Origin of the sequence: Prevotella pectinovora, assembly GCF_041323955.1 — a bacterium.
Classification (GTDB): Bacteria; Bacteroidota; Bacteroidia; order Bacteroidales; family Bacteroidaceae; genus Prevotella; species Prevotella pectinovora.
This window is the reverse complement of sequence record NZ_JBGLIV010000001.1, coordinates 94,745-110,872: the sequence shown is the minus strand read 5'-3', so window position 1 is coordinate 110,872 and position 16,128 is coordinate 94,745. Positions and strand designations below refer to the sequence as shown.

General features: G+C 42.8%; 12 protein-coding genes and 1 pseudogene. 5 read left to right on the top strand and 8 right to left on the bottom strand.

Features of this window, described 5'->3' with window-relative positions; translation table 11 throughout:
* Window positions 1–56: 56 nt before the first annotated feature.
* Both ACDC99_RS00440 and ACDC99_RS00435 read right to left on the bottom strand, forming a co-directional pair.
* Window positions 57–290: a hypothetical protein gene (locus tag ACDC99_RS00440; RefSeq protein ID WP_370755317.1), complete on the bottom strand. Its 234-nt coding sequence runs from the start codon at window positions 288–290 to the stop codon at window positions 57–59.
* A gap of 249 nt (window positions 291–539) precedes the next feature.
* Complete coding sequence (locus ACDC99_RS00435) at window positions 540–1,829, bottom strand: IS1380-like element IS612 family transposase (protein ID WP_005814044.1); 1,290 nt, start codon at window positions 1,827–1,829, stop codon at window positions 540–542.
* 482 nt (window positions 1,830–2,311) lie between these two features.
* On the opposite strand from ACDC99_RS00435, the pseudogene recQ reads away from it, so the two are divergent.
* Window positions 2,312–4,156 (top strand): annotated as a pseudogene (recQ, locus tag ACDC99_RS00430) (DNA helicase RecQ); the annotation flags it as partial.
* A 926-nt stretch (window positions 4,157–5,082) separates the two neighbouring features.
* Here the strand turns inward: recQ and ACDC99_RS00425 are convergent.
* The 6 genes from ACDC99_RS00425 to ACDC99_RS00400 all read right to left on the bottom strand — a co-directional run bounded on the left by ACDC99_RS00425 (window position 5,083) and on the right by ACDC99_RS00400 (window position 9,566).
* Complete coding sequence (locus ACDC99_RS00425) at window positions 5,083–6,162, bottom strand: agmatine deiminase family protein (protein WP_370755314.1); 1,080 nt, start codon at window positions 6,160–6,162, stop codon at window positions 5,083–5,085.
* Window positions 6,159–6,734, bottom strand: a complete 576-nt coding sequence (locus ACDC99_RS00420) for a hypothetical protein (RefSeq protein ID WP_370755312.1) — start codon at window positions 6,732–6,734, stop codon at window positions 6,159–6,161. The genes ACDC99_RS00425 and ACDC99_RS00420 overlap by 4 nt, the downstream gene beginning before the upstream one ends.
* Before the next feature lie 16 nt (window positions 6,735–6,750).
* On the bottom strand, window positions 6,751–7,650 hold the full coding sequence (locus ACDC99_RS00415; protein WP_370755310.1) for a helix-turn-helix transcriptional regulator: 900 nt from the start codon (window positions 7,648–7,650) through the stop codon (window positions 6,751–6,753).
* Window positions 7,651–7,654: 4 nt separating this feature from the next.
* Window positions 7,655–8,254 (bottom strand): hypothetical protein, encoded by a 600-nt coding sequence (locus tag ACDC99_RS00410; RefSeq protein WP_288309875.1) that lies wholly within the window; start codon window positions 8,252–8,254, stop codon window positions 7,655–7,657.
* 21 nt (window positions 8,255–8,275) lie between these two features.
* Window positions 8,276–9,016, bottom strand: a complete 741-nt coding sequence (locus tag ACDC99_RS00405) for a hypothetical protein (RefSeq protein WP_370755308.1) — start codon at window positions 9,014–9,016, stop codon at window positions 8,276–8,278.
* Window positions 9,017–9,395: 379 nt separating this feature from the next.
* A complete protein-coding gene (locus ACDC99_RS00400; RefSeq protein ID WP_370756888.1) occupies window positions 9,396–9,566 on the bottom strand; it encodes a DUF3791 domain-containing protein in 171 nt (56 codons plus the stop codon).
* A gap of 353 nt (window positions 9,567–9,919) precedes the next feature.
* Between ACDC99_RS00400 and ACDC99_RS00395 the strand changes: the two genes are divergently transcribed.
* The 4 genes from ACDC99_RS00395 to nhaD all read left to right on the top strand — a co-directional run bounded on the left by ACDC99_RS00395 (window position 9,920) and on the right by nhaD (window position 16,030).
* The gene (locus ACDC99_RS00395; RefSeq protein ID WP_044066122.1) at window positions 9,920–10,879 is read left to right on the top strand and encodes a PCMD domain-containing protein; all 960 of its coding nucleotides are present in this window, start codon (window positions 9,920–9,922) and stop codon (window positions 10,877–10,879) included.
* Between the two features lie 27 nt (window positions 10,880–10,906).
* On the top strand, window positions 10,907–12,607 hold the full coding sequence (locus ACDC99_RS00390; RefSeq protein ID WP_370755306.1) for a phosphoethanolamine transferase: 1,701 nt from the start codon (window positions 10,907–10,909) through the stop codon (window positions 12,605–12,607).
* A gap of 266 nt (window positions 12,608–12,873) precedes the next feature.
* Window positions 12,874–14,379 (top strand): glutamine synthetase family protein, encoded by a 1,506-nt coding sequence (locus ACDC99_RS00385; protein ID WP_288768809.1) that lies wholly within the window; start codon window positions 12,874–12,876, stop codon window positions 14,377–14,379.
* A gap of 298 nt (window positions 14,380–14,677) precedes the next feature.
* Window positions 14,678–16,030, top strand: a complete 1,353-nt coding sequence (gene nhaD, locus ACDC99_RS00380) for a sodium:proton antiporter NhaD (protein WP_288772556.1) — start codon at window positions 14,678–14,680, stop codon at window positions 16,028–16,030.
* The last annotated feature ends 98 nt before the right edge of the window (window positions 16,031–16,128 follow it).

The following is a 16,128-nucleotide window of genomic DNA, read 5'->3' as shown; positions in this document are numbered from 1 at the left end:
AGCGGCACAGCCCTTTATTCAAAGAACCCTTCAGCGTCATGTTCAAATCCAATAAATCATACTTTCTTCTTAGCCAATCGGCTGCGCATGGTGCGCACTGCTCCTGGGGTGGTGTTCAGCAAAAAGGCCTTGTCTTCATCGCTCAAATCCCAAGATTCGGTGATGAGAAACATCATGTTATAGTTGGTCAACTTTTTGTACCCCATTCTTATTTCCTCCATTACCTTTGGATTGAGAACGCTGTAATATTCTATCACGGCCTTTTGTTCTTTCGTATTCCATTTGGCCATTGTTCCACCTTGCCGCAACTTATCCAGACATTGTCTGCCATATATTAAATCTGATATTTTCTTCTCGTTTTCTGATTCTCCTAAAATCCGCAACTATCATCCAATACACGATTAAGGGTAGATTTATGAGTCGTTAGTAGCAGCTTTCAGTAAAAAGCAACAGCACAACATCAATATGTAGCCACCATCCCCTTACCCCACGATGCGACTTGAGGTAATACGCAGATTCAAACCGGAAAGAAAGGATTCTTATCCGAATTCTGTTTTGAAGGGTTTTGCATAAGCTCGGTTCTCTGTGTAGATATTCAGCACGTATTGCCTTGCAGTCATGATCCACTTGGCAGGTACGGAGATGAATCTGAAGACAAAAGCCTTTATGCGACTCGTTTTCTTGAGCCCAAAAGCCTTGGTGTCAAGCCTGCTCATGATGGTCTTGTAGAAATTGTGTATCAATGCAGTAAGCAGAAGAAAGACAGTATTCTCCGCCATGAATGACTTGGGGAGCCTGCTCCAACCGAATCCGTTGTTCATGTCGTCAAAGATACGTTCCTTGCCGCCACGCAGATTGTAGAATTCAACAATGTCCCTTGTCGATGACTTGTAATCGTTGGTCAGAATACAACGGTAAGTGTATTCGCCTTCCCACAGGTCAAGGTCGCCACTGTTGCGTCTTTGTCTCTGGATGACAAGACGATAGCACTTGCCTTCCCATTTCTCAACGAGAATGGAATTGAGTTCGAACTGGATGCCGTTAATCTCCTCCGTCTTCCATCCTCTCAGAGCAAAGATGTCATTGTAGAGCGAACTGCATCGGTTGGCACGGATGTAGAAATGTTTGCAATGCTTCTCTATCTCACTGACGATTTCCTTCGAGCAGGAACCGCAGTCTGCCCTGAAGCGATTTACACGGATGTTCTGGGATTCCAGAAGAGCGAAGAATCTCTTATGGGTGTCTGCCTGATGAAAACGCACATTCGTGTTACCATCGCTGTTCTCGATATAGACTATCTTGTCACCGATAACATATACGCCAGGCCTGTAGCCGAGGAACTTTTTGTAGGTCGGTTTTGCATCATACTTCTCCGTTTCAAGGAACTGATGGTCAAAGTCAACATCGTATTCCTCAATTTCCTTCAACTCGCCTGTAGAAACCAAAGCGTTTATAAGCAATGTGTTGAGTTTGTCTGCAGTATTGAAATCATAGGTCTTGCCTTGGTCGGAAGTATAGGAGATGTTTTCCTGTGTCAGTTCCTTGATGGCTCTGAGGATGGTATCAGAGCTGCATGTACGAAGGGTAGGATGATACGAGAGATGGCGCATCAGTTGTGACGTTACATCTTCCACGCATGAGCCGCCACAGAAATAAACGCTCATCAGCGAACGGACTATCTCGCTGAACTGATATCCGAAGATACTGCTGCATCTCTGACCCAGTGTTGAGTCGATAACGGGTGAAAGCATGGAGTCAAATTTCTCCATGATTGAAAAAATTCCTCCAAAAGGTGTGAGTTTCTCAGATTTAATTTGTATTTTTGCCATGTCATATTAGAGTTTTGCTTGTTTTCTTTTTGCAACACTAAGATAAGTGAAAATTCTGACATGGCAAAATCCTGGGCAACTTTTTGTTGCTCAGGAACTTATAAATAAAGTTAAATTATAGTGTTGCGGAATTAAGGATTCTAGTTTTTGCTGTAATGTTTCTATGGCCTGTTGGCGGTTGTTCTCAGCTGTTTCCAATTGTTTTTTCAGGGTCGCATTGATTTTGTTGACCATATCCATTCTCCCAAGAGATTCTTTTAAAGATGCTCTTTTCCTGATGCTGTATATGGAAAAAAACAGAACCCCAGTTCGTCAAGTGCATTCTTCATATCCCATCCATACCTGCGCATAAGCATCTCAACCAATTCGGCAGAGAGACATTCTATCTGAAATTGAGTATCAGTCACCTGATTTCTCAATAATTCTTTGTACATTTGTCACAATAATAGATATATTCATAGTCCATCTTAAAATAATAACCTATGCTATCTATACTCAAAAGATATTTTGGATATAATTCCTTTCGCCCTCTACAAGAGAACATTATACACCATATACTTAGCAACAAAGACTGTCTGGTATTGATGCCTACAGGCGGAGGAAAGAGTATCTGCTATCAGATACCAGCATTGATGATGCCTGGCACGGCTATAGTTATTTCACCTCTTATTTCTTTGATGAAAGATCAGGTTGAGAGTCTGCGTGCTAACGGCATTGCTGCAGCAGCTCTAAATAGTAATGCCTCAGAAGCAGAGAATCATAATATAGCAGAACGTGCATACAGAGGTGAATATAAATTATTATATGTGTCGCCTGAAAAATTATTATCAGAGATTCAATATGGTATCTTCAGTAATTCATGTGGAACAGAACCAGGTAGTTCTCTCAAAGTCAGTATGTTTGCCATAGATGAGGCTCATTGTATTTCTCAATGGGGGCATGACTTTAGACCAGAATATACTCAGCTTGGCAGGTTAAAGGATTTGTTTCCTAATGTCCCTGTAGCTGCATTTACTGCAACTGCTGATAAAATAACTAAAGAGGATATAATACAGCAACTCCGTTTAGATAAAGATGAAACAGGAGAAGTGAAAATCTTTATATCATCTTTCGATCGTCCAAACTTGTCGTTAGATGTTCGTCGTGGATATTCTGCAAAAGATAAGTTGCGCTTTCTGCTTTCGTTGATAGCTCGTCATCATAACGAGAGTGGTATAATATATTGCATGAGTAGGAAAACTACAGAAATGGTGGCTGAGAAACTTCAAGAAAAAGGTATTCGTGCCAAGGCGTATCATGCAGGACTTTCTGCTAATGAGCGAGACGATGTGCAAGAAGCATTTATTAACGACGAAATACATGTGGTGTGCGCAACAGTTGCTTTTGGTATGGGTATTGATAAGAGTAATGTGCGCTTTGTTGTTCATTACAATCTGCCGAAAAGTATAGAGAGCTATTATCAAGAAATAGGACGTGGAGGACGTGATGGACTTCCTTGCGAGACTATTCTGTTTTATCAAGTAGGTGACCTTATAACGCTTAGAAAGTTTGCTGAAGATAGTGGTCAACAGAATATCAATAATGAAAAGTTGGATCGTATGCAGGAGTATGCGGAGAGTCAAGTGTGCCGTCGCAGAATTCTGCTCAATTATTTCGGCGAAACAATGGATCATGATTGCGACAACTGTGATGTTTGCAAAAATCCTCCTCGTAGATTTGACGGAACAATACTTGTACAAAAGGCTCTTTCTGCAATCATGCGTACCAAACAACAAGTAGGATTTAAACTACTAATAGACATTCTCCGTGGTGCATCTAATCAAGAGGTTTATCAGAAAGGTTACCACTTGATTAAGACTTACGGATGTGGTCGCGACGTTATATTTAAAGATTGGCAAGATTATCTCCTACAAATGCTTCACTTGGGTTATATAGAAATAGATTACAAAGATAATTCTCATATCAAAATTACATCCCAAGGTGAGGATGTTTTGTATAAACGCAAACAGGCGCAGTTGGCAATTATTAATCGTGAAGATTTTACAGTCAAAGGTAGGAAACAAAAAAAAGAACGTCAACAATTACATTTTGAAGAACAGCAAACAGGAATGACAGAAGATAAAAACCTTTTTGAGAATCTACGTCAGTTACGCTTGAAAATTGCAACCGAAAGAGGTGTTCCTCCTTATGTTATCTTTAGCGATAAAACTTTGCACCAGCTTGCTATCGTACAACCAATAACATATATTGCATTTGGTTCTATATCTGGTGTAGGTACTCATAAGCTCGAAAGTCTTGGAACTATATTTGTTAAGGCCATTAGAGAATATAAAGAACTCTCAACGAATGAATCTGAAGAATGGAATGATACAAATATAGAAAAAGACATTGAAATTAAAGAGCCTGTCACTACTCCTAAAGCAAAAAGGTCAGTAAGAGACTTTGTTACATTCAATGGAACAGAATATCATATAGGAAGTGAATTAATGGGGTGCATCAAATGGCGAACAACTATAGAAAATGTAGGCAAGGATGTATATTATACTCTTTGGCAGGAAAACCGTTACCCGATGACTCGATATATAAGTGAAGGTGTACAATGTCGTGATATGGTTGTAAAGCGTTTTGCTGAAATAATATCGGCAGTATATAACGTAGAGGTTTCTCCGGATTATCAAACCGTAATCATTCCAGTTAGAACGGAATATGACGAGAACGGGAAACCTGTACATTCTTTAGATGGTGTATCTTTCGAAGAGGCTCTTGACAAATTTAGACAGTTTGTTGAACAGAATGGTCATCTCCCATTTGCATCTTCCGGTGAATATGAATGTTCTCTTCGTAGATGGCAACAAGAAATAAATCTTGATATAAGACCTTTGACCCATACTCAATATAAAGCATATGAAGAACTAATGTCATCATATGCCAATCTGTCAAAGACGCGTGTGTTATGGGAAAAGAAGAAAGAACAAGAAAATATGTCGTATATAGAGCAACAAAGGTTGAAGCATTCAAAGGCTTATGTTCAATGGACAGAAGATGAAGATAAAAAGTTAATAGAACTTCATGCTATGGGAAAAACAATAGAAGAATTGTGCAAAATATTTGAACGAAATGAAGGCTCCATTAAATCTAGAATTAAAAAAATAAGTCAATAAGTGCCGTAGAAGAAGTTCTGCTTACTATAGAGGGTGTAAGCAGTACTTCTTTTACAATCTTAGAGGATGATATTTCACGGCTCACTTATGTTCTAAAACCCAAAATACAAACGATCCAATTCCCTACTATAATTCTCTAGTTTTCTAGGATAATAGTCACCAAGGAATCGGATTTCATCAAAGCATACACTATTAGAGTCTTTCTGATACTTCTCTATGATAGAAATGAATCTTTTATCATTCTCTATATCGTGATGCAATTGGGACATATCTTCACTAATTGTCCATGAACAACAATTCAAAGCTCCACCCCATTTCTCGATGAATTCTTTCATCTGAACTTGAAAAATCCTTCCTCTATAATCAGGATATAAAGCAATAAACTGACCCATTGCTTCATTATCAAGTTTTGTATTGCCAATTCCTGGAACAATAATAACATCACGTGTCTGAAGAGCGTTGATATATGCCCAACTTAATTCGTTATATTCAGAAAGATTCAACTCTATAACATAAAAATGTTCCATCAAGATATTACGCATTTGAGCAGCAATACCATCATCATATACAGAAAGATTAGTTAACACTACAGGTTTCCCATCTTTTTGTGCGCCGACAAATCTTAAGATACCATCCGTATGCCCACAAACATCCTTTTTATCCCATGGTAACCATACTATAGTTATTTCACCAATAGTTGAATTATATTCTTTAAGTTTGAAAGAATCCAGAATTTTAGATTCTATCTCCTTTTTAGATAATCCTTTGTTTTCTATCATCACCTTGTCTGTCATTACAATAAAGGCTTTAGTGGTGTAAGTATTTGGTTGGTCTATTTCGCCAACAACAATATTTCCACCATCAATAACCAAAGAAGAATGATTGATGGTAAAATTCTTATCTTCAATCTTATTCATCACTTTATCTACATCAGTAATGTATTTTTCCTTACCTTTTAGATAGTCGGGATTGTAGACAAATTGAGAAAAATAATTACATGCAAATTGTATCGGCATATAATCTCGACACCAATAATCCTTAGTTAAAGGAAGCGTTTCATGCGCTACGTTATTAGCATCCAGAATTTCACAAACATCCTTATAGATATTGGGATAATCAGTACGTAGCAACTGTGAAAAAAACACTTTGTCTTTATATTGTTCTGTTATCATAGCTTTTCAACTCGTTTAAATCCCCATAATCTGTTGTCGTTTATTTTGATTCGCTGCATAGGTTCTGCATAGCCCAGCGTTTCATCAGACTCATCTATCCACTCTATACTAAACTTTCCATTGCTTAGCATATTTGCTCCACCAAAGAGATCATACCAAAAGTCATGAGGAGCCCAGTCCTTTCTTTTTTCATTATTCTCCCATTCCTTTTTACCAGGCTCAATAGCTTTATAGCCTCTAATCAAGAAAGACGCATGATATTTCTTTTGTGGATCATCAAACAAAACATCCACGCCAGACGGATTCGGACATACAGCACCTAAGGCGTAGCCAAATTCATCTTTCCCTTTCAGATATTTTTTTTCATCTTTAATATTGCCATCATCCTCATGGTAATAGAATTCGATGCATGTCAACTTTAATTTATATGCATCCTTCGAGCCTCCGTTAATAAGGAAATAGCCAGAGAAGAATGCTGCTTCAGCAATTTTCTTAAACTCTTCAAACAGGTTTGCTTCGCAACCATCAGCGCCTTTGAATGCCTTCAAGGCTTGAAATAATCTTGATTCCATACTTATTTAATTATTTTTATTTGTAAACTTCTATTGTTTTCTCCAACCATTTATATATCTTCTCCTGAAGACTTTCGGGTTCTAACACTTTTATCATATTGCCGAAACTCATCAACTTCATATAGAAGTCGTAGGTTGGACGTAGGGTTAATTCAAAATCGGCATAATCATCACATGCATAGATTTCCTTTTGCGAAAGATGCAACGGCAATGTGCGCATATAGTGCTGATGGTATTTGTCCGCTCTTAAAACAATTCTTTGAAGCGGAGCAGATTCATCTAATACAACACCAAAGTATTCTGCAAAATAATCTTTTGCACAGAAGTCTTTTGGCAATACAAAATGAGCGTCTGTTAACCTGACATTTTCCATTCTGTCAAGAGAATACAACCGCAAGTAGTTATAGTCTACGTTTCTTGCTAACATATACCAACGCTGTGCGGACATTTTCACACAGTATGGTTCAACAAGAAATGTCTTCGCCTCTTTCATAGTAAAAGATTGAAATGTCATCTGTAGAACAGTATTTGACTTCATCGCTTCAAGTATTGTTGCAAGAAAGTCTTGGCTTGAAGGAATCTCTTCTGTCAGTATTCTATCATGGATAGATATACTGCTCGATAATGTTTCAGCCGTGCCGTAGGTATCAAGAAGCCATGTGCGCAACTCTCCTTCGCTTAACACTTCCGGATTGGCTATATAATAATGGTATTTGCCATGCTGTTCACAATCAATCACAATGCCGAACATATCAAGAATGCCACCTTTCCAACGATCAAAGGTCTGCCGTGGCAAGTTCTCGCCACGGCTAAGGTCAATATTCTCACGCCACTTTTCATTGAGTTCCTTCAATGTGATACGTCCTGAACGATGAATGGTCTTGATTACCCAAATATACTTTTGAATGAGTGACATAGGCTTAATCCTCCCAAATATTCTCCCAACAGTCCTCGCATGAAACGCCTTTCAACGGATTCGCAAAAGCTTTATGTCTATTAGTTTCATGTTCATCTTCTCCCATAAGCCATTTGACATCTATTCCTGCAGGACTTTTTTCAGATATTTCTTTTTCTCTATACCAATCATACTTGTACCAAACATGTGCAGAATGAAGTAGCTCAATAAACTGGCTACGTGAAAGGATAAAGTACCTAAACTTCCATTTTTTATCTATCATATCAACATAGACAAATACGTATGGTCCCATTACTTTTTCCTCAAGCAAATTGCGCTTAAGACTATCTTCTATTGTAAAACCTGTTGGAATATTTTTTTGAACACTTGTCTTTACTTGAATAAGAGCAGACGCAGGTTTCCATGGATAGTTAGTCGTTTCTTTAATTTCGCTATTAAGACAGACAATGTCAATCGATTTGTAATTTTTTATTGTACAATTTGCATTGAAGGCATCCCATCCATGTTGCATAAGCATTGACACAACCATATTTTCTCCCACTGCTCCAAGACGTGCTTTTTCTGGTTGTGTCGATTTTTTACTTTGTATATTATTCGTACTCATTTTGATTATATTATATAGTTTCTATTTCCAATCGTATTCTTCAACCCCAAGTATCTCCAGTCCCAAGTATTTCCATACTTCCTTATCAAAGTTGGGTGTGTATCTTGCCATAGTACGCAAGACGGATTCATCCTCTTTATCGCGGTAAGTATTGTTGTAGGTCAAAGCTTTATCCCATATAGAAATCGGTTCTTCGCATGGGTCGAGTTGGTAGAACACAGTCCCGATACGCTCTAAATGATAACCCCCTTCTTTACACATATCCAGCGTCAAAGAGTGATTGTCCAAAGGAAAGCCATAGAAGCCATCGCCAATCCGACCGCATAGTGAAGCAAGACATAAAGCTCCCATTTCGTATCCATCCCGTTCTTTTACCAACACAATATCGCCAGTAAACATCCTACTGCCATTGCTGTCATCATAACCAGTGTCTACTCCTGCAAAGATTGAGCGTAATGTGTATCCACGTCCTTCACAAGGATGCCCGAAGTAGTCTTCTACAATGTCAGGATTATGGTCTTCTTCAAATTCTTCACTCTGTTGCCAAACATACAGACCGCCATCTTCCCAAAAGAAGAATTCACCAAAGTATGCGTACCCGAATCTGTTCTTGTCTATTACATAGCGAATGCGTGGACAAGGAAAATCCTTGTAACTTCCTAAACCTATTTCATCCTTATGCTTGATACAGAGAAAAGACAAAATATCCTCGTTAAGCACTCTCGGCACAAATCCATAATAAAATTTCTTTGTTTCTTCCATAATAGTATTATCATTGATTCAAGTGCAAAGGTACACATATGGTGTCTCAATATTCGTTACAGGATAAAAAAATGACAGACAATTTTAATTTACCACACCTGTTTCTATCTCGTTTTCCTAATACGAGAATACATATACAGCCCCTCCATAAAACAAGCCACAAGCAGGATTACACAATCGTTTATAGGTTTCTGAAGAATACAGTTCGTCAAGTGCCTTCTTCATATCCCATCCATACCTGCACATAAGCATCTCAACCAATTCGGCAGAGAGACATTCTATCTGAAATTGAATATCTTCACTCATAATTAAATTTTCTTTAAGTAACTTATTGCTTTTTCTGTACCAAAGAAATATTGAATTGCAGGTTTCAACATCCCTACCGTCCTCCATTCTTTTGGCATAACAACATAATATCCTCCACAGCATCCTCTATAGAAAGTGTATGCTCTGCGGCATAACAACCAATAAGAAAATCTATACCTCTAAACCTACGCAGGTAAGCGTACGACTGTGCCAATGTCAAACTAAAACGATTTGGCAAAAGCACCGACACAGCAGTTCACATATTCTATCATATTGTGTGTCAAATCCATAACTTTCAAACGTTTTAGTTATTATCCAAATAAGTTTCTCACCGCAAATCTACAACAATAGATTCAAACAGCAAAATCTTTTCAGAAAATAATAACCCAAGTTCCAGATTTAGATCTCAAGCAGTCATAGCGTCGACTCTGAATGCCACAAGTATTTTATTCCCCAAAACACAGAATTGCCACCGGGAAAGAGGATAAACCGAGCAAATAAGACATTTTGAACATTTTTACACCATACAAAAAGACCATCATAAGAAAGAATGGAGTAACTTTGCAACATATTTGTATCATATAATAAATCAACGACATGATAAAAGGTATTAGAATAGCATTGTGCGGACTGCTTCTGGCCGCCACATCGTCTGAGGTCCTAGCACAAAAGTTTGAACTGCTGGAATATGGAAAGATGGACAACTGGGTGGTGAGAAACATCAAGGAGTCTGCCGTCATCGGCGGAAAGAAAAAGACGATATATGCCATCGGCCCAAACATGACCATCAACAACAATAACCCATACAAGAACCTCGGCGGTTCGCCTTGGGGAACATCCAACGTGATGGCAAAGGTGATGGGCATCACGAAGACAAACAACTCGGTATACCGCGATGTGCATCCCGGCCACGGCTACTGCGCCAAGATGATGACTCACATAGAGACCTGCAAGGCTCTCGGAATGATAAACATAAAGGTGCTGGCTGCCGGTTCGATATATCTCGGCGACATGAAGGAACCTATCACCGGAACAAAAGACGGTCCGAAGAACATGAACTGGGGTATCCGCTTCAACAAACGCCCCAAGGCTCTTAGATACGACTACAAAGTTTCTGTGCCGGGAACGAGAAACAGAATAAAGGAAACCGGATTCAGCAGCCCATCCACAGTGCCCGGACAGGACTACTGCATCACGGTGCTTTATCTGCAGAAGAGATACGAAGACAAGAAAGGCAACATCACGGCAAAGCGCGTGGGCACGCTGGTGGTGAAATACGGCAAGTCTACGGGATGGGTGAACGGAGCGACATACAATATCATGTATGGAGATATCAGACACAACCCTCACTACAACGCAGCCACCATGGGACTGCGCTCCTGCGACTACGCTCGCAACAGCAAGGGAAAGAGCGTGATAGTGAGAGAAACGGGATGGGCCGACGCCGACGAGACACCGACACACCTCGTGCTGCAGTTCTCGTCAAGCCACGGCGGTGCATACATCGGAACACCGGGCAACACCTTCTGGGTGGACAATGTGGGACTGGTATACTAAACCATACGCACTATCAACAACTACAGAATGAAGACAATAACAAACATATACAAGTGGTGTGCACATCCGCACCACTTGTTTTTTATCACCATAGCAGCTCTCCTGCTGCCAAACATCGCCCTCTGCGTGACGGAGCAGCTCGGTGTGGCGGCTTCTCTCGCCAACGTATTGCTGCCTGCCGGCATATACTGGATGGCGATGACGCTCAGCCGCAAACCGGGGAAACCCATCTGGGGCCTGTTCCTGTTCATATTCTTCGCGGCATTCCAGATAGTATTGCTATACCTCTTCGGCAAGGGGATAATCGCCGTGGACATGTTTCTGAATCTCGTGACCACCAATCCGGGCGAAGCGATGGAACTGCTCGACAACCTCGTGCCTGGAGTGGCTTTCGTATTCATAGTATATCTGCCAATCCTCATCCTTGGCGTGGTGTCGATAAGAGGAAAGAAGACTACCACGAAGACATTCATCCACAACCAGAGGATAATCGGCGGCACACTGACTGCCGCCGGACTGCTGTCGCTCTCTGCCGCATATATCACCGACAATGACTACAGGGCGGAACTGGACCTCTACCCTGCCAACGTCATATACAATATCTATCTCGCCGGCGAACGCACATACCAGACCAACCACTATGCCGAAACATCAAAGGGATTCTCCTTCAAGGCAAAAAAGGAAACGGCATACGACGGCAGGGAGATATACGTGATGGTGGTTGGCGAAACGGCACGTGCCTGCGAATTCTCCATCTACGGATACAACAGGCCTACCACTCCGCTGATGCAGCGGGAAAGGGGGCTGGTGGCATTCAGCAACGTGATGTCGCAGTCGAACACCACCCACAAAAGCGTGCCTATGCTCCTCTCGGCGGCTTCTGCCACCGACTACGACCGCATATACAGAGAGAAGGGAATAATAGAGGCATTCAAAGAGGCCGGCTTCCACACCACCTTCATCTCAAACCAACTCCCGAACCACTCGTTCATCGACTTCTTCGGAGAGGAGGCCGACGACTGGACTTTCATAAAGGAACACAGCAAGGAAGGAGCCAACACTCCCGACGAGGAGATGCTGACTATATTAAATAAGGTATTGGCAAAGAACAGGAAACGGGAACTGATAGTGCTGCACTGCTACGGTTCGCACTTTAACTACCGCGAACGCTATCCTCGGAGCGAAGCCTTCTTCCGTCCCGACGACGCTTCTGAAGCCAAGGCGTCGAACAGGCAGCAACTCGTAAACGCATACGACAACAGCATCCGTCAGACCGACAGACTGCTACACGACATTATTGCGGCACTGCGCAAGACAGGGGCTGTAGCTGCCATGCTATACACCTCCGACCACGGCGAGAACATCTTCGACGACGACCGCAAACTGTTTCTTCACGCCTCACCCACTCCATCATACTACGAGCTGCACGTGCCTCTCATAGCATGGGTGTCGGAGAGCTACGACAGGTTATACCCGGGCATTCACGCCACACTCGTCGCCAACCGCCACAAGCCGGTGGCAAGCAGTGCATCGTTCTTCCACTCCATGCTCGGACTGGCAGGAATCAGCACACCATACCGTGCCGACTCCCTGAATATCAGTTCCGGCAAACTGCATTCGGCCCCCCGCCGCTATCTCAACGACCACAACAAGGCAATGCCGCTCGACAAGACAGGACTGAGCGAGAAGGATCTGGAAATGATCGGGAATGTCGGGAAAAAGCATTGACCGCAATCGGGAAAAAGCATTAGCCACACACTCCCCTAAGGGCAAGAAATAAAGGCTCCGTCAATAAAAAAACGAACAAGCCCTAATATCCTATTTTAGATAAAAAAAGCCAAAGCCGGAGCCACAAAGAGGGTATAAATGGATAAAAAGCCTAAAGATTTGTCATTTTGTCAAATATTTAGGTTTTTTATTTTGTACGAACAAAGTAAATGCGTATATTTGCCGCCCGAAAAGGCTATTTCTAATATCATTTTAATACTTTTACTATGAACAGCGAAGAACTAATACTCAATGCCAACGAAGTAGTGGAATTTCTACAGAAACCGGCAAGTGAATTCACAAAAGCAGACATCATCAGCTTCATCCGCAACAACGAAATCCGGATGGTCAACTTCATGTATCCAGGAGGCGACGGCAAGCTTAAGACTCTGAATTTCGTAATCAACAGTCTGAGCTACCTCGACACTATCCTCACTTGTGGTGAGCGCGTTGACGGCTCAAGCTTGTTCCCATTCATCAGCGCAAGCAGCAGCGACCTCTATGTAGTGCCTCGCTACCGCACAGCTTTCGTTGACCCATTCGCAGAAGTTCCTACTCTCTGCATGCTCGCTTCCTTCTTCGACAAGGACGGACAGCCACTCGAGAGCGCACCTGAGCACACTCTGGCAAAGGCTGCAAAGGCTTTCCGCGAGGTTACAGGCATGGAGTTCCAGTCTATGGGCGAGTTGGAATACTACGTTATCACTCCAGACGACGGCACATTCCCTGCTGTTGACCAGAAGGGCTACCACGAGTCTGCTCCATACGCTAAGACAACAGATTTCCGCACAAAATGTATGTACTACATTTCAAGAACCGGCGGACAGATCAAATATGGTCACTCTGAGGTAGGTAACTTCAGAATGGACGGCAACGTTTATGAGCAGGGCGAAATCGAGTTCCTGCCTATCGACTGTCAGGAGAGCGCTGACCAGCTCATGATCGCAAAGTGGGTGATCAGAAACGTAGCAGACCGTATGGGTCTCAACGTGACATTCGCTCCTAAGATCACAACAGGAAAGGCTGGTTCTGGTCTCCATATCCACATGAGAATCATGAAGGACGGCAAGAACATGATGATCCACGACGGCAAGCTCAGCAACGAGGCTCGCACAATGATCGCCGGTATGATGGACCTCGCTCCTGCCATCACCGCATTCGGAAACAAGAACCCTACTTCTTACTTCCGTCTCGTTCCTCATCAGGAGGCTCCTACAAACGTATGCTGGGGCGACTGCAACAGATCAGTGCTCGTACGTGTACCACTGGGATGGACTTCAAAATGCGACATGTGCCACGGTGCTAACCCGCTCGACACAGCAGCTGGCTACGACACATCACTGAAGCAGACTGTAGAGATGCGCTCACCAGACGGTTCTGCTGACATCTATCAGCTCATCGCTGGTCTCTGCGTGGCTTGCCGTCACGGATTCGAGATGAAGGACGCTCTCGAAATCGCTGAGAAGACATACGTTAACTACAACATCCACGATGCTGAGAACGCTGAGCGCGTTGCTGCTCTCGCACAGTTGCCAGACAGCTGCGAGGCTTCTGCTGACTGCCTCGAGAAGTTCCGCAAGGTATTCGAGGAGCACGGAGTATTCTCTGCAATGATGATTGACGGTATCCAGAAGCAGCTGAGAGCTTTCGGCGACAAGACTCTGCGTGAGGACATCCAGAACAACGAGGCTGAAATCCTGAAGCTCGTTGAGGGATACTTCCACTGCGGATAATATCCAGAAAAGAAACAATACGAAAGGCTATCTTTGGAAAACAAGTAGCCCTGAGTCTACAACTTATCTCGGACATGCCCTGCAACACAGGGGCATGTCCGAGTTTTTTTTGCATTACACACAACAAAACCGACACCGCTGCAAATCATTACTACCCCACCCAACAACACTACGCATATATCACCGTTATGTTTTTTTTAATTAAAAAAATGTTGCGCATACCAATTTAATGCTTAACTTTGCAAAGTCGATATTACAAACGAACAAATCAAACCAATCAAAATTAATAACCAAAAAAATGACAAGCTTATCAATGCTAATCGTTGCGGTATTCGTGATCGGCTATTTCTTCATAGCCATCGAGAGCGTGACGAAGGTAAACAAGGCAGCAATCGCATTGCTCATGTTCGTGGGTTGCTGGACAATCTTCATGTGTGATCCATCGCAGTATCTCTCTGCCGCCATTGGCGACAAAATCCCGTCTGTAGTCAACGAAGCCATTGAACACCACCTTGGCAGCACTGCCACTACACTGTTCTTCCTCATGGGAGCAATGACAATCGTGGAACTTGTAGACCAGAACGGCGGTTTCAATTTCGTCAGAGACACACTGAAGACCAAAAGCAAGAAAGCCCTGCTGTGGCGTATCGCCTTCATGACCTTTATCCTCTCGGCAATACTCGACAACCTCACCACGTCCATCGTGATGATCATGATACTCAGAAAACTCGTCAGCGAACATAAAGACCGCATCATATATGCAGCCCTCGTGGTAATCGCAGCCAACTCCGGCGGCGCCTTCTCTCCTATCGGCGACGTGACCACCATCATGCTCTGGAACAAGGGAGTGATAACAGCCCTCGGAGTGATAAAGGAAATCATTGTGCCATCTATTGTATCAATGGTGATACCGGCTTACATACTGAGTTTCTCACTGAAAGGCGAACTGGCATTGCCTCAAGAGCAGGGCGGCGAACTGACATCAAGCGAATTTACCGCCGTTCAGCGCAAGACTGTGTTTTTCCTCGGTGTGGGCGGACTCATCTTCGTGCCTATCTTCAAGTCTATCACCCATCTGCCTCCGTTCGTAGGCATACTGCTCGTTCTCGGACTGCTCTGGACCGTCACAGAGCTATTCTATAGCCATCTGCCCAAGAGCGCCAAGAAGAGCACCATGCAGAAGCGCGTAAGCAATATGCTCTCACGCATCGACATGTCAACGATTCTCTTCTTCCTCGGAATTCTGATGGCTGTGGCATGTCTTGAAACAATCGGTGTGCTGACACAGCTCGGCAACGGCCTCAACGTGGTGTTCGAAGGCAACCACTATCTCGTGACCGGTATCATCGGAGTGCTCTCGAGCATCGTAGACAACGTGCCTCTCGTGGCTGGCTGCATGGGTATGTATCCTGTAGACCCAAGCATCGGTGGCGACATGTCTGTAGACGGTATCTTCTGGCAGCTGCTTGCCTACTGTGCCGGCGTTGGCGGTTCTATGCTCATCATCGGTTCTGCTGCCGGTGTGGTTGTAATGGGCCTCGAGAAGATAACATTCGGCTGGTATATGAAGAAGGTGTCATGGATTGCCTTCGTAGGCTATCTCGCCGGTATGATAGAATACTGGGTGGAGAAAAGCATTATCGGTCTGTAAACCGTTTCTTCTAAAAGTTCAAAACCCAAGCAAGCCATAATGGGCGATCGGAGATAAAGTTCTAATGAACGATTAGGATTACCAACAAAGGGCTGACA